Here is a 20,993-nt window from a genome sequence, read left to right as displayed (position 1 = left end):
AACTTTCGTCTATTAACTAACGCTGTCCGGCAGCTTTTCCTCACGCCGGGCGATCAAATCCCTGAGACCTTCGGCGATGCCTTCGTCGAGCTTCGGCTCCTGGTAGTCGGCGAGCATGGCGCGCGCCTTTTCTCGGCCGCGCGTGTCATGATCCTTGGCGCCTTCGGCGCTCCACTGCTCGAAGGAATTGAAGTCCATGATGTTGGGCATGAAGAAGGCGCTCTCGAAATGCTCGAGCGTGTGCTGCGTGCCGAGGAAATGCCCTTGCGGACCGACCTCGCGGATTGCCGCCATCGCTTCCTTGAAATCGTCGAAGGGAACGCCGCCGGCATATTTATACCAGCCGACGAGCTGCTCGCAGTCGGTGGCGAATTTCGAATAGCCGCAGGTGAGGCCCGCCTCCAGCCAACCGGCGGAATGCCAGATGTAATTGGCGCCGGAAAGGATCGCGGCATGCATCAGCATGTTCGCTTCATAGCCGGCTTGGGCGTCGTTGAGCTTGGAGCCGACATGGAAGCCGGAGGTGCGCCAGGGCAGCTTGTATTTCCTGGCCAAGGCGCCCATCAGATACATCATCTGCGCCGCTTCCGGCGTGCCGCCCATCGGCGCGCCGGTCTTCATGTCGACGGTGACCATGAACTGGCCGTAGAGCTGCGGCGAGCCGGGCCGGATGAGCTGAGTGAGCGCCACGCCGGCGAGCGCCTCGGCGTTGACCTGCGCCACCGCGCCGACGGCGGAGGCCGAGGTCGAGGCGCCGCATAGCGCGAAAGGCGCCAGGATCAGCGGCTGGTTGTGGCTCGCATAGACCCGCATGGCGTCGATCATGGTGGCGTCCCAGACCAGCGGCGAATTGCAGTTGGTGATCGCCACCAGCACCGGGTTGTCGCGCACGAAGTCCTCGCCGAAGACGATGCCAGCCATCGCCATCGTGTCCTCGGCGCGCTCCTTCGACGTCACGATGCCCATGAACGGCTTGTCGGAATGTTTCAACGCCGAATGGATGATGTGGAGATGTCGCTTCGGCACCGCGATTTCCATCGGCTCGCAGATGACCGAGCTCGAGGAATGCAGCGCCGGCGCCATGTAGGCCATCTTGTGGAAATTGTTGAGGTCGGCGAGCGTGCCGTAACGGCGCTTGTTGTCGAGGTCGCGGATATAGGGAGCGCCATACATCGGCACGAAGATCGAGTTCTTGCCGCCGACGCGCACCGTGCGCTCCGGATTGCGCGCGTTGAGCGTGAATTCCGGCGGAACTTTCGAGACGAGTTCCATCAGGAGTGCGCGGTCGATGCGGACGCGCGTTTGCCTGACATCGGCGCCGGCGGCCTTCCAGAGCTCGATCGCCCCGTCGTCGCGGAATTCGCACCCCACTTCCTCGAGGATCTTGAGCGATTCCTCGTGGATCAACTCCACCGCCTCGTCGGGCACGATCTCATAGGCGGGGATCTTGCGCACAAGGGTGGGGAAGGACGCGATCGGCGCGCTTCTCAGCGCCTTGCGGCCAAGACGGCCGCCGCCGCGGCGGTGGGTCTGTTCGGTCAATTCAACGGCCGGTGCGTTCATGGAGGCTCCTTCTTCCCGCCACTCACGTTAGCGAGGCAAAATATGGCTGTGACGCTGGAAAATCCTGATCTTCTGTATAAGTTCACCTTATGCGAAGCCTGCGCCACCTCCTGCCCTCCGCCGGCAGCCTCATCGTCTTCGAAGCCGCCGGCCGGCTGTCGAGCTTCACTGCCGCCGGGCGCGAGCTCGGCATGACGCAGGCCGCCGTTTCCTATGCCGTTCGCGGCCTGGAGGAGCAGCTCGGCGCCAAGCTCTTCCAGCGGCGCCACCGCCAGGTGCTTCTGACGGAAGCCGGCGAGCGCTTCCATGCCGACGTCTCACTCGGCCTGTCGCATATCCGCAAGTCGGCGGAGGACCTTCGCCTGCAGGCGACCGGCGGACACGTGACGTTAGCCGCCTCGACTGCCTTCGGCTCGTTCTGGATGATGCCGCGCCTGCAGCAGTTCCGCGACGAGCTGCCGGGCATTGATCTGCGCATCCAGACCGCCGACCGCGACCTCGACATCATCGCCGAGGGGATTCCGCTCGGCGTACGCGGCGGCGTGCCGCGCGACTGGCCGGACTACCACTCGCTGTCGCTCTCCGACGAGGAGATCTTCCCGGTCGCCGGGCCGAACTACCTCGCCAAATTCGGCAAGCCGAAGACGGTCGAGGAACTGGCAACGCACCGGCTGATCCATCTCGAGGAACCCTATCGTGAGGCGCCGAACTGGGACGAATGGTTCGCGTCGGCCGGAACCAGTCTGCGCAATGCGGAGCGCGGGTTGCGCATCAACGATTATGCGCTGGTGATCCAGGCGGTGATGGAGGGACAAGGCATCTCGCTTGGATGGCGGCATCTGGTCGAGCGGCTGGTGGCATCAGGGCTGCTGGTGCCGGTGACCGATCATGTGATGCGGACCGGCATCGGCTTCCACGTCATCTGGCCGAAGAACCGCGACCTCAGCGAGAATGCGCGCAGGGTCAGGGACTGGCTGGTGGCGCAGGCGTGAACTGACCCCTCCCCCACGCCGTTCGAATCCGCCTATAGTCACCTCATGCCCATCCGCCAGCTTTCCGAAACGATGATCAACCAGATCGCCGCCGGCGAGGTCATCGAGCGTCCGGCGAGCGTGGTGAAGGAGCTGGTCGAGAATGCGCTTGATGCCGGCGCATCGCGCGTGGAGATCGTCACCGCCGGCGGCGGGCTCAATCTCATCCGCGTCACCGATGACGGCTCGGGCATTCCGGAACAGGAACTGGCGCTGGCGGTCGCGCGGCACTGCACCTCCAAGCTGTCCGACAGCATCCACGACATCCGCTCGCTGGGTTTCCGCGGTGAGGCGCTTCCCTCGATCGGTTCCGTCGCGCGGCTGTCGATCCGCTCGCGCACGGCTGGCGGCGACAGCGCGGCCGAGATCGGCATCGACGGCGGGCGCGTCTCGGCGGTGAAGCCGGCGGCGGCAAACCGGGGCACCACGGTCGAGGTGCGCGACCTTTTCTTCGCCACCCCGGCCAGGCTGAAATTCATGAAGGGCGAGCGCGCCGAAAGCTCGGCCACCAGCGACGTGGTAAAGCGCATCGCCATCGCCTTTCCCGCTGTCCGCTTCACGCTGGCCGGCGCCGACCGCTCGACGCTGGAACTGCCCGCAACCAGCGACACGCCGGAGGGCCGGCTTGCCCGCGTCGCGCAGGTAATGGGCAAGGATTTCCCGGACAATGCCATTGCCATCGATGCCGCGCGGGAGGGAGTTCACCTTGCCGGCCACGTCTCGATCCCGTCCTACACGCGTGCCAATGCGCTGCAGCAATATGCCTATGTCAATGGACGGCCGGTTCGCGACAAGCTGATCGCCGGCGCGATCCGCGGCGCCTTCGCCGACGTGCTGCCGCGAGACCGGCATGCGGTGACGGTGCTGTTCCTGTCGCTCGATCCCTCGACGGTAGACGTCAACGTCCATCCCGCCAAGGCCGATGTGCGCTTCCGGGATCCCGGCCTGGTGCGCGGGCTGATCGTCGGCGCCATCCGCGAGGCGCTGGCCGGCGCCGGCATCCGCGCGGCGACAACGGGCGCCGCCGGTATGATGGCGGCATTCCGGCCAGGGGCGGCGCCCTACTCGCATGCCGGCCCGGCCAACGGCCATCGCAGCTACGAGGCCGCTTATCACGCTTCCGCCTCCGGAGGCTTCGACCCGTTGCGCTCGGCGCAGCGGCCGCTCGACATGGGCGAAGCACGGGCGCCACGAAACGGCTTCGCCGAGAACGAGCAGGCGGCCTTCGACACCGGGCCGCTCGCCAGCGCCGATGTCCGCGCCGGCATGGCCGAGCCGACTGAGGCGCTGCTCGGCATGGTGCTGGGCGCGGCGCGCGCGCAGGTGCATGAAAACTATATCGTCGCCCAGACGAGGGATTCGCTCGTCATCGTCGACCAGCATGCCGCGCATGAGCGGCTGGTCTATGAAGCGCTGAAGAATGCGCTGCATTCGCGCGCCGTGCCGTCGCAGATACTGCTCCTGCCCGAGATCGTCGACCTGCCGGAAGAGGATGCCGAGCGGCTGGCGATGCATTCCGAGACGCTCGCCAAATTTGGCCTAGGCCTCGAGCGCTTCGGCCCAGGCGCGGTGGCGGTGCGCGAGACGCCGTCGATACTGGGCGAAACCAATGTGCAGCAGCTGGTGCGCGACCTTGCCGACGAGATCGCCGACAACGACACGGTCGAAACGCTGAAGGAGCGGCTGGACAGAATAGCCGCGACCATGGCCTGCCACGGCTCGGTGCGGTCAGGGCGCCTGCTCAAGGCCGAGGAGATGAACGCGCTGCTGCGCCAGATGGAGGCGACGCCCGGATCCGGCACCTGCAACCACGGCCGCCCGACCTATATCGAGCTCAAGCTCGCCGATATCGAAAGGCTGTTCGGGCGGCGGTGAGCGTCCCCTGGCTCGTTGCAACAGCAAGGGTCGGCGCCATACGCTGAGTATCATTTCTTGAGGTGGTATTTTCCTGTCTTCGGGTTGAGAACATAGTCGTTCGCGCCTGCGAATTTGCCGCCTCCAAATTCCACCGAAATGATGTCCTTGCCTGCCTCCACCCATTTTTGCACGTTCATATAAATGGGCGTCGTCGACATACCGGCGTTGCAGTCCTCATCGTCGAAGCCGATCTCCTGAACGGCCTTCTTTTTCTTCTTGTTGATCACCAGCATTTTCGTCATGCAGATGCCGGCGTCGGACTTCGTGTAAATCCCCGCAAATCTGTCGCGGGTCGTCTCAGCCCAAAAGGGAATTTCGACGGTCCCGTCGATCTTCAGGTCGCCTGTATTGTCAAGACTCGCGACCTTCCTGAGCGTAACGGGAAATTTGTCCACGCCTTTGCTCCAGCTTCCCGCCGCGCCGCTTTCACTGATCTCGATAGAGAAAGGACATCCGGTGGTGTCGACGGGTGTTTTCGACCCCATGACGAGGACGCGTTGAAATTCCTGGTCGTCCGCGATCTCGCACAGCGTGAGCTTTGAGCCCTCCGCCTTGCCGTAGATCGCGATTGGGCTTTGCTTGGCGTCGTAGAAATAGCTTCCCTTTACACTGATGCCGCTGCCGAAGCTGGCATAGCGCTGCAGGGAGACGTGAATCGGGTTCGGTCCGATGGAGCCTTCGTAGTTTTCCACCTGGTACCAGCCCGCGAAGGCTTTCCCGCTCAGCATCAGCAGGCAGAAAACCGTGGCAATGAAGCCTCTTCCCATCCCGATCCCCTCCATCAAGGCGGATCAGGATAGCGTGCCTTGCGCCTGCGTCACAGGGGCCGAAGGTAGCCGCATTCAACTTTTCAGTTCGAGTCCGGAAACGGCCGTAAACTTTTGAACTAACGCTTCAAATTGACCACGATCACGCCACCCAGCGCCAGCGCGCCGCCCAGGATGCCGAGCAGCGATGGCACTTCGCCCAGCCAGAAGAAGCCGATCAGAGCGGAGGTCGGCGAGACGAGGTAGAGGAAGTTCGAGGCGCGCGCGGCAGGTAGGCGCGACAGCGCGGTCGCCCATGCAGCATAGGCGATCAGCGAGGGCACGATGCCGAGATAGATGACGGCGCCAAGACCGGCGGTGTCGGCGACCGCTGCCTGCGAAAAAGCCTCGGGCAGGAAGGGCGACAGACAGAGCGCGCCGAGCACCATGTTGGAAGCGGATATCGTCAGAGGATGATGACGGACAAAGAGCGGCTTCTGGACGATGGTATTGACGGCGGAGCAGAGCGCGGAGCCCAGCACCAGCAGCGCGCCGGCGTTGAAATGAAGGCCGTGCCCGTCGGCCACCGCGATGATGCCGATGCCGGCGAAGGAAATGACGGTGCCCAGCCAGGCAAGCCCCGAGAAGCGCTCGCCAAGCAGCGCCATCGCCATGATGGCGGTGAAGATCGGGCTGACATTGATGATGAAGCCAGCCGCACCCGCCGAGACGGTCAGCTCGCCGAAATTGAGCATGGCGGTGTAGAGCGCGACGAAGATGGCGCCGCCGAAGCCGAAGCGCCACAGCTCATCCACTCGGGGCAGTGCCGGGCGCTTCACTGCGAGGAAGATGGCGGCCGGAACCGCGGCGATGGCAAAGCGCAGCGCGCCGAGCTCCAATGGCTGGAAGGCGGCAAGGCCGGCGCGGATCGCCGGGAAAGCCGAGGCCCAGCCGATGACCGTCAGCGTCACCGCGATTGCGGCTGCGGTGTCCATGCGCTGTGTCTCATTCAACGTGCCAGTGTAAGCGCTCATTGCCGTAGCCTCGTCTTTCTGCGTCATGGATGCATGAGAACGCCATTGCCGGCCAATTGACAAACGACCAATTCGAGAGTCAGCTGTGAGCATGGATCACAGCTCTGACCAGATACTGCCGCTTGAAACCCTGCGCGCCTTCGATGCGGCGGCGCGCATGGGGAGTTTTTCCGCGGCAGCTGAAAAGCTCAACCTCACCCATGGCGCGGTGAGCCGCCAGATCGCCAAGCTGGAGGACTGGCTTGGCTTGAAAGTCTTCGAGCGCAACGCGCGTGGCGTGACGCTGACGATCGAGGGCAACCGGCTGCATTTGAGGACCGCCGAGGCCTTCGCACTGATCTCGTTCAACTCCGACCGCTGGGTCGAGCCGCGCGGCACCGCCGTGGTGCGGCTGGCCTCGATCCCGTCGGTGAGCGGGCTGTGGCTGATGCCGCGCATGGCCGTGCTGGAGAACCATCCGACCAAGCTGCGCATCGTGCTCGACGTCGACAACCGCCAGGCCGATCTCGCCGACGAAGGCATCGATCTTTCGGTGCGCTGCGGGCGCGGCCGCATTCCGGGTCGCGTCTCGGTGCAGCTGTTCGAGGAGCATATTTTCCCGATCGCCTCGCCGGAGCTGGCGAAGGAGATCGGACGAGGCGACCCTGCCCGGCTGCTGAAATTCCCGCTGATCAACGATTCCGACGCATCCGCCTGGCGCGCATGGCTCGCGGCGCAGGACATGGACTATCGCCCGCGTCCGCAGGACCGGCGTTTCGAGGACTATAATCTGGTGCTCGATGCGGCCGCGCATGGGTTGGGCATAGCGCTGGCGCGGCCGCCGCTGACGGCAGACCAGCTCCAATCCGGCCGCATCGTTGCCGTCGACGAGCGCGCTGCGCTCAATCCGGTGTCTTACTGGATGGACCGCCCGGTCGGCCGGCCGCGCGCGGCAGCGGCGGACCTTGCCAGGCGCATCGCCGAACAGGCAGGGCTTGCTCCGGAAAAGCTCGAGGCTTTCCTTCAGGACGGCGTTTGAGCGGGCTTATCGAAGCAACAGAACCATGATGGTGGCGGTCACGGCCGAGACGATTGCCGTGACGATCGAAATCGTCCAGAGCGATACCGCAACAGAATCGGATCGCGGCGCGTGACCAGCCGGACGAACCGCGGCGCCGCGAGGCTGCGGTGCATTGGCGTTGGCGGCAATCAGCATCGCGGCGGAAGCGATGGCCGGCGAAAATGTGGACAATGCAGGCGCAACCGGGCCCCTGGGCGCATTGTCGGCGACCGCTGCCTGCGGTGAGGCGAAGCCGCGCGGTGCCTGATCGGTGTCCGCCGCCGCCCTGCCCGTCGAAGGTCTTGCCGGCGCGTCATCCAAGGCAGCATCGGGCTCCATGACGGCCCGGTAAGCGTCCTCGGCCTCGGTGGACGACAGGCGTTGCGATGCCTGGACGGCAGGGCGCGGCTGCGCGCTTTGCAGCGACTGGGCCGCGATTTGCGCCGCCTGCACCATTGATGGCACCGGCGGCTGGACCAGCATCTTGATCAAAGCCGCCGTCGCCGGATCGGCCTTGGGCGATGGCACCTGCGGGGTGAGCGCCTCATTGATCAGCGTGTTCAAGCGGGGCGGAGTGATGTCCATGTCGGAGCTCCGGGAACCATTTGTCGCTGCAGCCATACCGGATGAGCATTGCGTCAAGCTTGACGTTGCTAGCGATTTATGGCGATTGAAACCCGATGAACTGCAGCGTCCTTTCATGATGAACCGTTTCGAAGGCCCAGGCGGCAGGGAAGCCCGGATCCGTTATCTCGACGGCGACTTCCAAGTCACCAGTCCCGGCTCCTTCGTGCGCTGTGCGGTGACGGGCGAGAACATTCCGCTCGACGAGCTCAAATATTGGAGCGTCGCCCGGCAGGAGCCCTATGTGAACGCCGCGGTGTCGCTTGCCCGCGAGATCGAGACGCACCCGGAATTGCGCAAGCGCGGATAGGCTTGCGAGCCCATGGCGCTTGGCAGCCAAGCTCGACCGCTCAGGGTACTACATTGAAAAACTTCAGGAAATCTCTCAAGACACTTCTTCGCATGCCGCTTGTCATGCGCGCGAGATGGCGCGATCGGGCGGTGTCGAGGGCGCCCCGATTCAAGCTGACGGCCTGCGCCATCTTCCGCGAGGAAGCGCCGTTCCTGGCCGAATGGATCAGGTTCCATCAGAATGTGGGATTCGAGCATTTCTATCTCTACAACAACTTCTCGACCGACGACTTCAAAGCCGTATTGAATCCGTTCATCCAGGAGGGCCTGGTTACGCTGGTCGACTGGCCGCGGCCGGTGGGGCAGCTGTCGGCTTATAGGGACTGCATCCGCAGGCGCTGGCGCGAAGCGTTGTGGATCGGATTCTTCGACATCGATGAGTTTCTTTTCGCGCCCGACGGACGTGATGTAGCCTCGGTTCTGAGGGACTATCGCGACCTGCCAGGCGTTTGCGTCTGGCAAGCTTTCTATGGCTCCTCCGGCCAAGCGGAGCGACCGGAACGGCCGGTGGTCGAGGCCTATACGATGCGAGCCGGGCCGGACATCACGACCGTCAAGACAATTCTCAACCCGCGCATGGTCTACAGAGTGGGCGTCCATCAGTCGAAATTCCTGTCCGGTGAAGGGATGGACACCCGTCGACGGACCATCGCGCCCGGCATGCCTCCCCAGTTTGATACCCTGAGGATCAATCACTATTGGTCGCGATCACTCGCCGACCTCGATCAGAAAATCCGGCGCGGCGACGCCTCGACTTCCGCGCTGCGCGACAGGGATTGGCATTTCGACTTCGAAAGCAAGCTCAATGTCGAGCGCGACGAGGCGATCCTGCAGGCGATGCGGCGCGCAGGATAGCCGCAGCCACTTCTTCCCTTCCCATCGATGGTCCCACTCCGTCGTTTCAGTGCTGACACTTTCGCCTTTCTGGGGCTATAGACAGCAAAGGGCGACGGGTACGGGGGTTTATTGTGAAGGTTCTTGTGACGGGTGGGGCCGGCTTTATCGGCTCGCATCTATGCGACCTGCTGCTGGCACAAGACCGGCAGGTACTATGTGCCGACAATTTTTCCACCGGCTCGGCGGAAAATATCGGTCATCTTCTGGGCAATCCGCATTTCGAGTTTCTGAGGCACGACGTTACCGTGCCTCTCAAAGTCGAAACGGATGAAATCTTCAACCTCGCCTGCCCGGCCTCGCCTGTTCACTATCAGCGCATTCCGATCGAGACGACCAGGACCTGCGTCTATGGGGCGATCAACATGCTCGATCTTGCACGCGCTTCGGGGGCCAGGATCCTTCAGGCATCGACATCCGAGGTCTATGGCGATCCGCAAGTCCATCCTCAGACCGAGGCCTATTGGGGCCACGTCAATCCGATCGGGCCGCGCAGTTGCTACGACGAAGGCAAGAGATGCGCCGAGGCGCTGTTCTTCGACTACCGGCGTCAGTCGAAATTACCCATCAAGGTGGTGCGCATATTCAATACATACGGGCCTCGCATGCACCCGTCGGACGGACGGGTGGTCAGCAATTTCATCGTCCAGGCCTTGCAGAACGATCCTATAACCATCTACGGCGACGGTAGCCACACCCGCAGCTTCTGCTATGTCGACGATCTCGTCGATGCGATGGTTCGGATGATGGCTACGCCCGACGATTTCGTGGGCCCCCTCAACGTCGGCAACCCGACGGAAGTCACGATCCTGGAACTGGCCGAACTTGTATTGAGCCTTGTCGGCGGCAAGTCCAAAATCGAGTTCAAGGCCCTGCCGCAGGACGATCCCCGCCAGCGCCAACCCGACATAGGTCTGGCGCGGTCGACGCTGGATTGGTCTCCTCGCGTCGCTCTCGAGGATGGGCTCACCGAAACGGTTCGCTACTTCCGCCGCCTCATCAACGGCAATTGACGGTGGCGCGCCCCTTTAAGTCTTTGTCTTCATGCATGTCGTTATCGCAAAACCGCTGCACACTTTTACGCGACATGCATTAGCCCCGCATCTTGCGCAGGCGCCAGGCGTCGAGCGTCTCGTCGACGATGCGTTCGGGCACATGATCGAGCTCGAACACGGCCTCGATGTCGAGCACGTCCAGCTGGGCGAGGAAACCGGCAGGCGTCTCGCCATGGCGCAGCCGCGCGGCGTCCTTTGCCGTGGTGACGAGGCGCAGCCCCTCATGCCGGGCGAGCGCCAGGAGGTCGGCAAGCTCGTCCTGGGCGTAGAAATGATGATCCGGAAAAGCGCGCGACTGAGCCACTTCGCCGCCCGCGCCGCGCACCGTGTCGAAGAATTTCTCCGGATGGCCGATGCCGGCAAAGGCCAGGAAGCGGCCGCCGGCGAAGCGCGACGGATCGGCCGGCTCGACATGCGCCAGGAAGATCGGCCGGCCGGCGCGCGCCGCCTGGCGCACGACGCCGTCGGCGGCGGCCCCCTCGCCCATCTTCAGCAAGCCGCTGGTGAAGACCAGTTGGTCGACGACCTTGGCGCGGAGCGGCCCGCCCGGGATGACGCGGCCGTTGCCGATGCCGAAGCGGGCGTCGACCACGACCAGCGCATAGTCGATATGGACGCGCGCCGACTGGAACCCGTCATCCATGATCAGGAAATCGCAGCCACGTTCTTCGATGAGCAGCTTCGCACCGGCGGCGCGGTTCGCCGTCACCGCGACGGGCGCATGTTCGGCCAGGAGCAGCGGCTCGTCACCGACATGCTTGGCGGCATCGTGATGCGCGTCCACGACATGCGGCTTCGCAAACGAGCCGCCATGGCCGCGCGACAGGAAGCCTGGCGTGAGCTGCATGCGCTTGGCCTGCTTGGCCAAAGCGATGGCGACCGGCGTCTTGCCGCTGCCGCCGACGGTAAGATTGCCGACGCAAAGCACTGGCGCTGCGACCTTCTCGCGCGGAGCATGGCGCATGCGGCGTCCGGCGACCAGCCCATAGATCGCTGATGCGGGCGACAGCGCAAGCACGCGCCAGTCCGGCTTTTCCCACCAGAAGGGTGGCGCTTCGCTGGTCATCGCGCCTGCCCCATGCGTCTCGGCTTCGCGCATGGACTTTTCCAAAAATCGGATCCGATTTCTGGGGTCATGATCTAGCGCCCGTTTGCGCCTTTCAGGCGCGCCTTGACGACCAGAGGCTGGATATAGGGCTCCAGCGATTTCAGCGTGCGGGCAAGCGCGCCGCGCATTTCGTCGACGGTGGCAGCACCCGCCGCCATCATCTCGTGGCGCGCCACTTCGTTGGTCAAAAGGAAATTGACGGCGCCGGCCAGCATGTCGCGGTCGCGCACCAGCTTGGCGCCGCCGCTGTCGAGCAGGCGCTGATAGGCCTCGCGGAAATTCTGCACGTTACGCCCGGCCAGCACGGCGGTTTCGAGCATCGCCGGCTCGAGCGGGTTCTGGCCGCCTTGCGAAGTCAGCGAGCGGCCGACAAAAGCGATCTCGGTCAGCCTCAGATAAAGGCCCATCTCGCCGATCGTGTCGCCGAGCAGGATGTCGGTATCATGGGAGATGCGGTCGCCCTTGCCGCGCCTTGCCACGGACAGGCCCATGCCGGAAATCTGCGCGGCCAGCGCGTCGGCGCGATCGGGGTGACGCGGCACGATGATGGTCAAGAGCCCGTGATGACGCCTGTGCAGGCTGGCATGGACCTCCGCGGCCACGACCTCCTCGCCATCATGGGTCGAGATCGCAGCCCAGGTCGGACGGCCGCCGATCTGGCGCCGCAGGGTGGCCAAGGCCCGCTCGTCGACTGGCGGCGGGTTGGTGTCCACCTTGAGGTTGCCGGAAACGGTGACCGGCCGGGCGCCCAGCGCGCGGAACCGCTCGCCGTCGACATCCGACTGGGCGATGACGTGGGCAAGATTCTCGAACAGCGCCTCGGCAACGCCGGCGCGCTTCTTCCAGGACATGAAGGAGCGGTCCGACAGCCGGCCGTTGACCAGAACCTGCGGCACGTTGCGGGCGCCAAGTTCCAGGATGGTCATCGGCCAGATTTCCGATTCGGCGATAATCGCCAGTTCCGGCCGCCAGTGATCAAGAAAACGGCTTACCGCGGGCTTCAGATCGAGCGGCACATATTGGTGGATGATGCGGCTGCCGAGGCGCTCTTCGGCGACCTTGGCCGAGGTCACGGTGCCCGTGGTCAAAACGATGTTGACGCCATAGTCGAGGATGCTCTCGACCAGCGGCACCACCGCGATCGTCTCGCCCACGCTTGCGGCATGGATCCAGATCACCGGTCCTTCCGGACGGGGACGGCCGGCGATGCCATAGCGTTCTCGGCGGCGGACACGATCCTCCTTGCCGCGCGAGGCGCGCCAGGCGACATAGGGGCCAATCAGCGGATAGGCGGCCGCCCCCGCATAGCGATAGGCAGTCAGGGCCGCACGCGCCCAGCGCTCGCTCATTTGCCGCCGTCCACGAGGCGATAAGCCTCAGCCGTCGCGGCGTTTAGGGAGGCCGTGACCTCCTGGCGCTTGCGCTCCATCTCGGCATCGTCGGCATCGGCGGGCACGAAGACTGGCTGGCCCACGATGACCGCGGAGCGGCCGAACGGCAGGTTGATGGTGGTCTTGTCCCAGCTCTTCTCCAGCACCTTGCGGCGGCTGGTGGCGATGGCCGATGGTAGGATCGGCCGGCCGGAAAGCCTTGCCAGGAGAACGATGCCAAGCCCAGCGTCGCGCGGCGTGCCGTTCGGAATGTCGGCGATCATGGCGACGTTCTTGCCGGTGGCGAGCGCCTTCCTCAGCGCGATCAGGGCCTTGGCGCCGCCTTTGTCCAAATGCCTCGAATTGTCGCGGCCGCCGGAGCCGCGCACTGCCTCGATGCCGAATTTCTCGATCATCAGCGCCTGGAGCTCGGCGTCGGCGCTGCGCGAAACCATGGCGACCAGCGGCCGGCCCTCGGGGTAATAGGCAGGGGTCAAAAGGTGCTGGCCGTGCCAGAGCGCGATGATGCCCGGCTCAAGATGCGCATAAGCGCCGCCGGCTACCCGGGTCGAGCCTTCGACGAGCGGGCTGGTGACGCGAATCAACCGCAAGAACCAGGCGAACAGGCTGGCGATGAAGTTCTTGACGAAACTCGACTGCGCCAAAGGCTCGCGGATGCGCCGCCACAGCGTGCGCGTTCCGCCGCGTCTGGCGGCGCGCGGCCGGGTCGCCCCTTTCACCGCTTCATGCTCCATCGACGTCAACCGCCGACCTTCGATTCTGGATCGAGCAAGCGGTGCAGATGAACAACGAAATAGCGCATATGAGCATTGTCGACACTTGCCTGCGCCTTCGCCTTCCAGGCGGCGTGCGCCGATTGATAGTCGGGATAGATGCCGACAATGTCGAGCGCGTCCAGGTCGCGAAACTCGGTTCCACCCAGCTTTTTCAGCTCGCCACCGAACACCAGGTGCAAAAGCTGCTTCTTTCCGTCTTCCACGGCCATGCCGATCCTTCGCAGATTCATGAGTTTTGTGAAACGTTTAGCCCAAAGCAGCCGATTTTGGAACTGCGGGCCGACTCACCCTTGGTCAATCCCCGCGATCACCCTGGCGAGCACGCCGAGCAGCTCACCGCTGCCTGCGGCGAGCGCACCATGGTTGATCACCTCGCCGGCATAGCGCGGCGGCTTGCCGGTGCGGTCGAGCAATGCTCCGCCCGCCTCGGCAAGGATGAGGTCTGCGGCGGCGATGTCCCAGTCATGCGCGCTCGGCTTGACGAAGGTCGCATCGAGCTTTCCGGCGGCGATCATCGCCAGCCGATAGGCAAGCGAAGGGATGTAGGCCGTCCGCCGCAACCTGTCCTGCCATGCCGGCGGCATCAAGTCGACCAGCGGCTTGGGTCCGCCGATATCGACGCTTTCGCCCAGCGGGCGCACATAGATACGCTTGTCGTTGAGATAGGCGCCCTCGCCCGGCAGCGCCCAATAGGTCTCGCGTTTGGCCGGGCATTCGAGCACGCCGGCGAGCGAGCGCCCGTTCTCGACCACTGCGACGCTGACACACCAGGAATGCAGGCCGTCGAGAAAGCCGCGCGTGCCGTCGATCGGGTCGACCACGAAGGTGCGGCGGGCCGACAGCCTGGCATGGTCATCGGCGGTCTCCTCCGACAGCCAGCCATAATCCGGACGCAGCCGGAGCAAGGTCTCGCGCAGGTAGGTATCGGCGGCGTGATCGGCCTCGCTCACCGGCGAGGTGCCGCCCTTCATCCACACCTGCGGGTTCTTGCCGAAATAGCCCATGGCGATGACGCCGGCCTCGCGGGCGGCGTCGCGCAGCAAAGCAAGATCGTCGCGGGCCTCGCTCGAGTTCAATTGGTCAAGCGCCGGCAAGGGTCATCCCTTCGATCAGGAGCGTCGGCGCCGCGGTGCCGAAATTACGGTCGAGATCGTTCGCCGGAACCATGTTGAGGAACATGGTCTTCAGGTTCGAGGCGATCGTGACCTCGGCGACCGGATAGGCCAATGCGCCGTTCTCGATCCAGTAGCCAGAAGCGCCGCGGCTGTATTCGCCGGTCACCATGTCGACGCCCTGGCCGAATACCTCGGTGACATAGAAGCCGCTCTTCAACGACGCGATCAGATCTTCCGGCGAGCGCTCGCCGGGCTCGATGGCAAGGTTGGTCGAGGACGGCGAAACCGACGAGCCGCTGCGCGAGCCTCGCCCGTTGGTGACGAGCCCGAGCTCTCGCGCGGCCGAGGTGGACAGGAACCAGTGATTCAAGATGCCCTTCTCGACCATCAGCAGCTTCTCGCCCTCGATGCCTTCGCCATCGAAGGGGCGCGAGGCCTGGCCGCGCCGCCGCAAAGGCTCGTCGGTGACGGTGATCGCGGCCGACGCCACCTGCTTACCCATCATGTCGCGCAGGAAGCTGGTCTTGCGGGCGACCGCGGCGCCGTTGATGGCGCCGGCGAGATGGCCGGCTATGCCGCGCGCGACGCGCGGATCGAACACCACGTCGATCGGGCCGGTCTTCGCCTTGCGGGCGCCGAGGCGGCGAACGGTACGTTCGCCCGCCTTGCGGCCGATCTCTTCCGGCGTGTCGAGGTCGGCGAAATGCTGGCGCGACGAGAATTCGTAGTCGCGTTCCATCGCCGTTCCCTCACCCGCAATGACGCTGGTCGAGCGCGAGAAACGCGAGGCGACGTACTGGCCGACAAAGCCATGCGATGTGGCGAGAACCAGGCCGCCCAGGCCGGCGCCGGCGCTGCTGCCCGAGGAATTGGTGACGCCCTTGACGGCCAACGCGGCCGCTTCGGCGGCAAGTGCAGCTTCCTTCAGCTCGTCTGCCGATACCTCTGTCGGGTCAAAGAGGTCGAGATCGCGCAAATTGCGCGCGAGCAGCGCGGGATCGGCGAGGCCCTGGAACGGGTCTTCGGGCGAAACCCTGGCCATCGCCACGGCACGCTCGGCGAGCGCCTTCGGGTCGGATGCGGCGGCGGTGGCCGAGACGCTCGCCACACGCTGGCCGACGAAGACGCGCAGCGACACGTCCTCGCTCTCCGACGATTCGGTGCCTTCGACCTTGCCTAGCCGAACCGACACGCCGGCCGAACGGCCGCGCACCGCCACCGCGTCGGCCGCATCGGCGCCGGCGCGCCTGGCGGCCTCGACGAGCGCCGCGACGCGATCGGTCAATTTCGCTGCGTCGAGCTTATCGGTCATGCGGTTGTTCCTGTCTGTTCACGCAGTCTGTCAGGTCGGGATCACGCCCGCACCCATCCATTGATGCTCACGCACCGTCTGCGGATGCTCACGCACTATCTGCTGGATGCTCATGCACCATCTATTGTTCCATTGCCGCTTGTGCAATGGGCTCAGGACAATCAGGATACCGCGGCCAAACCGTCCAAAGCGACCGGAAGGGGTTCCGATCGCTGGAACAGTGTCTCGTTCTGACGAAATGGGCTTGGCCGCGCGCGCTTCAGCGCCGGGCTAATGGGGGAAGGATGGATTATTTTGTCGACGGAGAGTTTACCCATGACTGGACCTCCCATCACCTGAAGCTTTGGGAGGAGCTTCTAGGCGACAAGGCCGGCACGGCGACGGCTGTGCTCGAAATCGGCTCGTTCGAGGGGCGTTCCGCGCTGTTTTTCCTGCAATTCCTGCCAAAATCCCGCATTACCTGCGTGGACAGCTTTCAGGGCAGCGAAGAGCATCTCGAGCCTGGCTCGAAGCATGAATCTGATATGGCCGAGGTCGAACGACGCTTCGACCGCAACCTCAAGCCCTTCGCCGGCCGGGTCGAGAAACGCAAAGGCCATTCATTGACGATCCTGCCAGGCCTTGCCGGCGAAGGACGGCTGTATGACGTGGTCTATGTCGACGGCGACCATTGCGCCACGTCCGTTTACAGCGATGCCCGACTGGCCTGGGACCTGCTCGACAATGACGGTGTCATGATCCTGGACGATTACCGGTGGGGGCCGGATCTGCCGATGGCCAGGCGTCCGCAGGCAGGGATAGAAGCCTTCCTGAGCCAGGTCGCCGGGGAATACGAGCTGTTGCACCGGGGCCAGCAGATCGTCATTCGCAAGAGCGAGATCGTCGCGGCCAAGTCATTCACGATCGCCGGCCGCGACATTGACGGGCTCGCCGGCGGCGCGCTGTCGCCGCCGCTGGTCAGCTTCGTCGTCATCAACTGGAATTACGGCAGCTATGTCGGCGCGACGATCGATTCCATACGCAGACAGGACTATCCGCATTTCGAGTGCATCGTCATCAACAACGGCTCGACCGATGACAGCGCGCAGGTGATTGCCCGGCATGTCGAAGGCGATCCACGTTTCCGGGTCGAGACGCTGGCGCAGAACCACGGCCAGCTCGGCGCCGCGCTATGGGCTCTGGACAAGGTGAACGGCGGATTCGTCACCTTCGTGGACGCGGACGACGTGCTGTTCGACAACTACGCTTCAACGCACATCCAGGTGCATATGGCATTGCAACGCAGCGTCGGCTTCACTTCGGCCAACGTCGCAGAGATGGACTCGACAGGCACAGCCCTGACGGCCTCGTACCAGCAACTCCGGCTGAACAGACCGGGCGCGCAGCGAGGCCTGCGAGGTGAGCGGACCGTGCTGCGGCTGCCGACCGTCTCCCCGTCGCAATACCGGCTCCTCGACGCCAGCACGGCGACCATACCGCGTGCGCACGTCGGCTGGTTCTGGGCGCCGGGCAGCGCCAACATGTTCCGCACCTCGGTCCTGCATCTGCTGCGGTTGGACGATGGCAGCAAACCCTGGATGACGTCGGCCGACGGCTATTTCAATACAATATGCCATGCGGTTGCCGGCAGCGCGCTGATCGACATGCCCTTGTCCGGCTATCGTCTGCATTCAAGCAATTATTTCGCCACCGGCGAAAGCGTGGAGGGCATTCGCACCGGGACCAGGGAATACGCGGCCAAATTGCGGAAATTCACATATGAAAGCGTCAAGTATCTGATCGAAGGAAGCGAAAGGTTCGACTGGCTTTTAGGGGGCGAGTTCTGGCCGGTCGTGGACCGGGTCACACGAGAAAACCCCGACAGGTTGCGCGACTATTTCAGCGACGAGATCGCGGTCGAGATATTCAAGCGCAACGCGCTGCAATTGAGGTCTGTTTTCGGTGCCAGGAGGTTCAGCAGAGAGGTGCTGGCCCGGTTTTCTGGAGCCCAGGCAAGATCCATCCTCAGAGCCGGTTTCGGAGGCCGAATTCCAATGCGCGTCCTCTCGAAGTCGCTGTTGCGCGATGTCCGCATCTCTCTGAGGATCGGACGGAAGCGACAATGACCGCGCCGAAGATCAGCTTCGTCATCATCAACCACAATTACGGCCAGTATGTCGGCCAGGCGATATCGAGCGTTCTGTCGCAGGATTACGCCGAGTTCGAATGCGTTGTCCTCGACAACGCCTCGACCGACGACAGCCGCGATGTCATCGCGCGATTCGAGAATACCGACCCCAGGCTGGCGTTTGAATATCTGGATGACAACCTGCACCAGATGGGCGCGTTCCTTCACGTTCTGGATCGCCTGGCGGGCGAGTTGGTCTGTATCGTTGACGCCGACGATTTCCTGTTCGCGAACTTCGCGGCCTTTCACGCCCAGCTTCATTGCGATTGCCCAACGATCGGCGCCACGTCGGGCGGCGTTCTTGAAACCAATCATGCCGGGCGGCCGCTGTCTTCTGGTTTCGCATGGTTGCTGCACCGCAGAGTGGGCAGCCCCCTTGATCTCCCCCGTTCACACTCAGATCACATGATTCTGGGACGACGGGAGCGCGAGCTGCTGGGACAACAGTCCACGGTGATAGAGCCTCACGAACCCGGCTGGCACTGGTCGCCTGGTACGGCGAACGTGTACAAGCGGCATTATCTCGTCCGATGCAAGCCATCCCTGGCTGTGGTCGGCAATGCCGCGACCGACAATTATTTCATGCCGTTCGTGCATGCCTTGGCTGGTTCGGCCTGCATAGACCTTCCGCTTTCGGCCTACCGAATTCACGGAGGCAACGTGCATGGCGCGCAGCCCTCCTTGCCGAACTTGAGGACATTCAGCAAAGCCGCCCATCAGCGTTCGCGCGTGCGGCGAAGTGCTATGGTGCGCGAACTGGCCTCACGTGCCCGGGATTTTGTGTCGACCCACGGACATGCTTTCTGGACCCTGATGGATGCTCCCAGCGTGCCGGACGGGATTCCGTTGAAGGCATATTTCAACGACCCTGCAATTCAGGATATTTTGGCCGATCACTTCGACGAGATCCTGGCGGCATGCGGGGAAGCCGAGACGCGCGAGGCGTTACGCGCTCGCATGGGCCGCAAAGGTTACAAGCAATTCCTGGCCTTCCAAGGTCAGAGAAAATCCCGACCTGACTCAAGGGCCGACGGCGGCTAAGATCACGCCACCGGCGCCCAGATCACGTCTTCGACCCTTGCGGCCCCCGTCGCCAGCATCACCAGCCGATCGAAGCCGAGGGCCGAGCCGCTGGCTTGCGGCATGATGGCCAAAGCGGCAAGAAAATCCTCGTCCAGCGGATAGCGCTCGCCATAGACGCGCTCTTTCTCATCCATCTCGGCGGCGAAGCGGCGGCGCTGTTCGGCCGCATCGGTCAGCTCGCCGAAGGCGTTGGCAAGCTCGACGCCGCAGCAATAGAGCTCGAAGCGCTCGGCGACGCGCGGATCTTCAGCGCTCGGCCGGGCGAGCGCCGCTTCCGAAATCGGATAGCCGTATAAGATGGTGGCCCGCCCCTGCCCAAGCACCGGCTCGACTTTTTCGACCATCACCCGGCTGAACAGGTCGGCCCAGTTGTCGTCGGGCGCAGTGCGCAGGCCGGCGCGGACCAGTGCCTCGTGAAGGGCGTCGCGGTCGGTGCTGCCGTCGGCCGATACGGTCGCGAGCAGGTCGATGCCGGCATGGCGCAGGAAAGCCTCCGCCACGCTCAGCCGCTCCGGCTCGGCGAACGGATCGGCCTCGCGGCCGCGAAAACGGAAACTCTTGGCGCCGGCTTTTTCCGCGGCGAGCGCCAGGAATTCGGCGCAGTCGGCCATCAGACGCTCAACTGTATCGCCGACGCGGTACCATTCAAGCATGGTGAACTCGGGGTGATGCAGCGGCCCGCGCTCGCGGTTGCGCCAGACCGGGCCGAGGCTGAAGATGCGTTCCTCGCCGGCGGCGAGCAGCTTCTTGCAGGCGAATTCCGGCGAGGTGTGGAGATAGAGCTGCCGGCGCGATGCGTCGGGCCCGATCGCCTCGGTGGCGAAGGCGGCGAGATGCGCCTCGTTCCCCGGCGAAACCTGCAGGGCCGAGGTCGTCACCTCGACGAAATCGCGCTGCGCGAACCAGCCGCGCAGGGCGGCGGCGATGGCATTGCGCGCCATCAGCCGGGGCCGGCGGTCGGCATGAATATGCGGCGTCCACCAGGGCGAAGCGGCGGTCATGGGCAGGAAAATCGCCCGACAGGCTGGCGGTTCGGCGCAAGATGCGCTAGGGCGCACGCGATGGCCGCCGTCGCCGCTTCGCGGAAATCGACGCTTGCAGGCCGAAAAACTCGAACGGGATCGAATATCGTGGTCAAGGTCATCGCCAGTTCCTTACGCAAAGGCAACGTCGTCGATAAGGACGGCAAGCTTTATGTCATCCTCTTTGCCGAAAACATCCACCCTGGCAAGGGCACGCCGGTGACCCAGCTCGACATGCGCCGCATCGGCGACGGGGTGAAGGTCTCGGAGCGCTACCGTACGACCGAAATGGTCGAGCGCGCCTATGTCGAGGAGCGCGAGCACACCTTCCTCTATTCCGACGGCGAAGGTTTTCACTTCATGAACCCGGAAAGCTACGACCAGGTCGTGGCCTCGGAAGCCGTGGTCGGCGACATGGCGCCCTATCTGCAGGAAGGCATGGCCGTGCAGCTCGCGCAGTTCAACGGCGTGCCGATCTCGCTGGTGCTGCCGCAGCGCGCCACCTTCGAGGTGGTCGACACCGAGCCGGTCACCAAGGGCCAGACGGCGTCTTCGTCCTATAAGCCGGCGATACTCTCCAACGGCGTGCGCACGGCCGTGCCGCCACATATCTCGGCCGGCACGCGCGTGGTGGTGATGACCGCCGACGGTTCTTACGTCGAGCGCGCCAAGGACTGAGATTTTAGGGCGATTGAAGTGGCTCGCCTGAGCACAGGCGGGCCTGCAATTACACATAGTTGGCTTTTTTGACCCGTATCCGCCAGT

The 20,993-nt window shown here is 64.1% G+C and carries 20 protein-coding genes; 9 read left to right on the top strand and 11 right to left on the bottom strand.

Going from position 1 to position 20,993, the window contains the following annotated elements; all coding sequences use genetic code 11:
* Positions 1-12 precede the first annotated feature (12 nt).
* Complete coding sequence (locus LB538_RS21935; RefSeq protein WP_140840959.1) at positions 13-1,563, bottom strand: trimethylamine methyltransferase family protein; 1,551 nt, start codon at positions 1,561-1,563, stop codon at positions 13-15.
* A gap of 89 nt (positions 1,564-1,652) precedes the next feature.
* Between LB538_RS21935 and LB538_RS21930 the strand changes: the two genes are divergently transcribed.
* Positions 1,653-2,555, top strand: coding sequence for a LysR substrate-binding domain-containing protein (locus LB538_RS21930; protein WP_095767813.1), 903 nt, complete (start codon positions 1,653-1,655; stop codon positions 2,553-2,555).
* 45 nt (positions 2,556-2,600) lie between these two features.
* Positions 2,601-4,469 (top strand): DNA mismatch repair endonuclease MutL, encoded by a 1,869-nt coding sequence (gene mutL, locus LB538_RS21925; protein ID WP_224529115.1) that lies wholly within the window; start codon positions 2,601-2,603, stop codon positions 4,467-4,469.
* Between the two features lie 50 nt (positions 4,470-4,519).
* Here the strand turns inward: mutL and LB538_RS21920 are convergent, their stop codons facing one another.
* Entirely contained in the window at positions 4,520-5,278 is a 759-nt protein-coding gene (locus LB538_RS21920; RefSeq protein WP_224529117.1) for a hypothetical protein, read from the bottom strand.
* 119 nt (positions 5,279-5,397) lie between these two features.
* Positions 5,398-6,291, bottom strand: a complete 894-nt coding sequence (locus LB538_RS21915; protein ID WP_224529121.1) for a DMT family transporter — start codon at positions 6,289-6,291, stop codon at positions 5,398-5,400.
* Between the two features lie 91 nt (positions 6,292-6,382).
* On the opposite strand from LB538_RS21915, the gene LB538_RS21910 reads away from it, so the two are divergent.
* Positions 6,383-7,309, top strand: coding sequence for a LysR substrate-binding domain-containing protein (locus LB538_RS21910; RefSeq protein WP_224529123.1), 927 nt, complete (start codon positions 6,383-6,385; stop codon positions 7,307-7,309).
* A 6-nt stretch (positions 7,310-7,315) separates the two neighbouring features.
* Here LB538_RS21910 and LB538_RS21905 read toward each other — a convergent pair whose 3' ends face one another.
* Positions 7,316-7,915 (bottom strand): hypothetical protein, encoded by a 600-nt coding sequence (locus LB538_RS21905; protein WP_224529126.1) that lies wholly within the window; start codon positions 7,913-7,915, stop codon positions 7,316-7,318.
* Between the two features lie 115 nt (positions 7,916-8,030).
* Between LB538_RS21905 and LB538_RS21900 the strand changes: the two genes are divergently transcribed.
* The 3 genes from LB538_RS21900 (at position 8,031) to LB538_RS21890 (ending at position 10,212) form a co-directional block, all read left to right on the top strand.
* Positions 8,031-8,264, top strand: a complete 234-nt coding sequence (locus LB538_RS21900; RefSeq protein WP_224529129.1) for a DUF2093 domain-containing protein — start codon at positions 8,031-8,033, stop codon at positions 8,262-8,264.
* A 92-nt stretch (positions 8,265-8,356) separates the two neighbouring features.
* The gene (locus tag LB538_RS21895; RefSeq protein WP_224529132.1) at positions 8,357-9,160 is read left to right on the top strand and encodes a glycosyltransferase family 92 protein; all 804 of its coding nucleotides are present in this window, start codon (positions 8,357-8,359) and stop codon (positions 9,158-9,160) included.
* A 113-nt stretch (positions 9,161-9,273) separates the two neighbouring features.
* Positions 9,274-10,212: a UDP-glucuronic acid decarboxylase family protein gene (locus LB538_RS21890; protein WP_224529133.1), complete on the top strand. Its 939-nt coding sequence runs from the start codon at positions 9,274-9,276 to the stop codon at positions 10,210-10,212.
* A 79-nt stretch (positions 10,213-10,291) separates the two neighbouring features.
* Here the strand turns inward: LB538_RS21890 and lpxK are convergent, their stop codons facing one another.
* The 6 genes from lpxK to LB538_RS21860 all read right to left on the bottom strand — a co-directional run bounded on the left by lpxK (position 10,292) and on the right by LB538_RS21860 (position 15,956).
* Entirely contained in the window at positions 10,292-11,320 is a 1,029-nt protein-coding gene (gene lpxK, locus LB538_RS21885; protein WP_224529344.1) for a tetraacyldisaccharide 4'-kinase, read from the bottom strand.
* A 74-nt stretch (positions 11,321-11,394) separates the two neighbouring features.
* Positions 11,395-12,711 carry a lipid IV(A) 3-deoxy-D-manno-octulosonic acid transferase gene (gene waaA / locus LB538_RS21880; protein ID WP_224529136.1) on the bottom strand — a complete coding sequence of 439 codons (1,317 nt, stop codon included), beginning with the start codon at positions 12,709-12,711 and terminating at the stop codon, positions 11,395-11,397.
* A complete protein-coding gene (locus tag LB538_RS21875; protein WP_095767821.1) occupies positions 12,708-13,487 on the bottom strand; it encodes a lysophospholipid acyltransferase family protein in 780 nt (259 codons plus the stop codon). Before LB538_RS21875 ends, waaA begins: the two co-directional genes overlap by 4 nt.
* A 5-nt stretch (positions 13,488-13,492) precedes the next feature.
* Positions 13,493-13,738 carry a DUF4170 domain-containing protein gene (locus LB538_RS21870; RefSeq protein WP_041002569.1) on the bottom strand — a complete coding sequence of 82 codons (246 nt, stop codon included), beginning with the start codon at positions 13,736-13,738 and terminating at the stop codon, positions 13,493-13,495.
* A gap of 75 nt (positions 13,739-13,813) precedes the next feature.
* Complete coding sequence (locus LB538_RS21865) at positions 13,814-14,623, bottom strand: 3'(2'),5'-bisphosphate nucleotidase CysQ (protein ID WP_095767822.1); 810 nt, start codon at positions 14,621-14,623, stop codon at positions 13,814-13,816.
* Entirely contained in the window at positions 14,610-15,956 is a 1,347-nt protein-coding gene (locus LB538_RS21860) for a TldD/PmbA family protein (protein WP_224529139.1), read from the bottom strand. The genes LB538_RS21865 and LB538_RS21860 overlap by 14 nt, the downstream gene beginning before the upstream one ends.
* A 386-nt stretch (positions 15,957-16,342) precedes the next feature.
* Between LB538_RS21860 and LB538_RS21855 the strand changes: the two genes are divergently transcribed.
* Both LB538_RS21855 and LB538_RS21850 read left to right on the top strand, forming a co-directional pair.
* Entirely contained in the window at positions 16,343-18,061 is a 1,719-nt protein-coding gene (locus LB538_RS21855) for a glycosyltransferase (protein WP_224529156.1), read from the top strand.
* A complete protein-coding gene (locus LB538_RS21850) occupies positions 18,058-19,164 on the top strand; it encodes a glycosyltransferase family 2 protein (protein ID WP_224529159.1) in 1,107 nt (368 codons plus the stop codon). Before LB538_RS21855 ends, LB538_RS21850 begins: the two co-directional genes overlap by 4 nt.
* 2 nt (positions 19,165-19,166) lie before the next feature.
* On the opposite strand, the gene epmA is transcribed toward LB538_RS21850, so the two are convergent.
* Positions 19,167-20,207, bottom strand: a complete 1,041-nt coding sequence (gene epmA, locus LB538_RS21845) for an EF-P lysine aminoacylase EpmA (RefSeq protein ID WP_224529162.1) — start codon at positions 20,205-20,207, stop codon at positions 19,167-19,169.
* Positions 20,208-20,336: 129 nt separating this feature from the next.
* Between epmA and efp the strand changes: the two genes are divergently transcribed.
* Positions 20,337-20,906, top strand: a complete 570-nt coding sequence (gene efp, locus LB538_RS21840) for an elongation factor P (RefSeq protein WP_095767917.1) — start codon at positions 20,337-20,339, stop codon at positions 20,904-20,906.
* Positions 20,907-20,993: the final 87 nt, after the last annotated feature.

This window comes from Mesorhizobium sp. Ca11 (assembly GCF_020165275.1).
Lineage (GTDB): Bacteria > Pseudomonadota > Alphaproteobacteria > Rhizobiales > Rhizobiaceae > Mesorhizobium.
Note: the sequence above shows the minus strand (reverse complement) of the source record. Positions and strands in the feature narration are given on the sequence as shown.

Excerpts from the sequence above, each read along its gene's own strand:
- LB538_RS21935 (WP_140840959.1), bottom strand. The coding sequence starts at position 1,563 with ATGAACGCACCGGCCGTTGAATTGACCGAACAGACCCACCGCCGCGGC.
- LB538_RS21930 (WP_095767813.1), top strand. The coding sequence starts at position 1,653 with ATGCGAAGCCTGCGCCACCTCCTGCCCTCCGCCGGCAGCCTCATCGTC.
- mutL (WP_224529115.1), top strand. The coding sequence starts at position 2,601 with ATGCCCATCCGCCAGCTTTCCGAAACGATGATCAACCAGATCGCCGCC.
- LB538_RS21920 (WP_224529117.1), bottom strand. The coding sequence starts at position 5,278 with ATGGGAAGAGGCTTCATTGCCACGGTTTTCTGCCTGCTGATGCTGAGC.
- LB538_RS21915 (WP_224529121.1), bottom strand. The coding sequence starts at position 6,291 with ATGAGCGCTTACACTGGCACGTTGAATGAGACACAGCGCATGGACACC.
- LB538_RS21910 (WP_224529123.1), top strand. The coding sequence starts at position 6,383 with ATGGATCACAGCTCTGACCAGATACTGCCGCTTGAAACCCTGCGCGCC.
- LB538_RS21905 (WP_224529126.1), bottom strand. The coding sequence starts at position 7,915 with ATGGACATCACTCCGCCCCGCTTGAACACGCTGATCAATGAGGCGCTC.
- LB538_RS21900 (WP_224529129.1), top strand. The coding sequence starts at position 8,031 with ATGATGAACCGTTTCGAAGGCCCAGGCGGCAGGGAAGCCCGGATCCGT.
- LB538_RS21895 (WP_224529132.1), top strand. The coding sequence starts at position 8,357 with ATGCCGCTTGTCATGCGCGCGAGATGGCGCGATCGGGCGGTGTCGAGG.
- lpxK (WP_224529344.1), bottom strand. The coding sequence starts at position 11,320 with ATGACCAGCGAAGCGCCACCCTTCTGGTGGGAAAAGCCGGACTGGCGC.
- waaA (WP_224529136.1), bottom strand. The coding sequence starts at position 12,711 with ATGAGCGAGCGCTGGGCGCGTGCGGCCCTGACTGCCTATCGCTATGCG.
- LB538_RS21875 (WP_095767821.1), bottom strand. The coding sequence starts at position 13,487 with ATGGAGCATGAAGCGGTGAAAGGGGCGACCCGGCCGCGCGCCGCCAGA.
- LB538_RS21870 (WP_041002569.1), bottom strand. The coding sequence starts at position 13,738 with ATGGCCGTGGAAGACGGAAAGAAGCAGCTTTTGCACCTGGTGTTCGGT.
- LB538_RS21860 (WP_224529139.1), bottom strand. The coding sequence starts at position 15,956 with ATGACCGATAAGCTCGACGCAGCGAAATTGACCGATCGCGTCGCGGCG.
- LB538_RS21850 (WP_224529159.1), top strand. The coding sequence starts at position 18,058 with ATGACCGCGCCGAAGATCAGCTTCGTCATCATCAACCACAATTACGGC.
- epmA (WP_224529162.1), bottom strand. The coding sequence starts at position 20,207 with ATGACCGCCGCTTCGCCCTGGTGGACGCCGCATATTCATGCCGACCGC.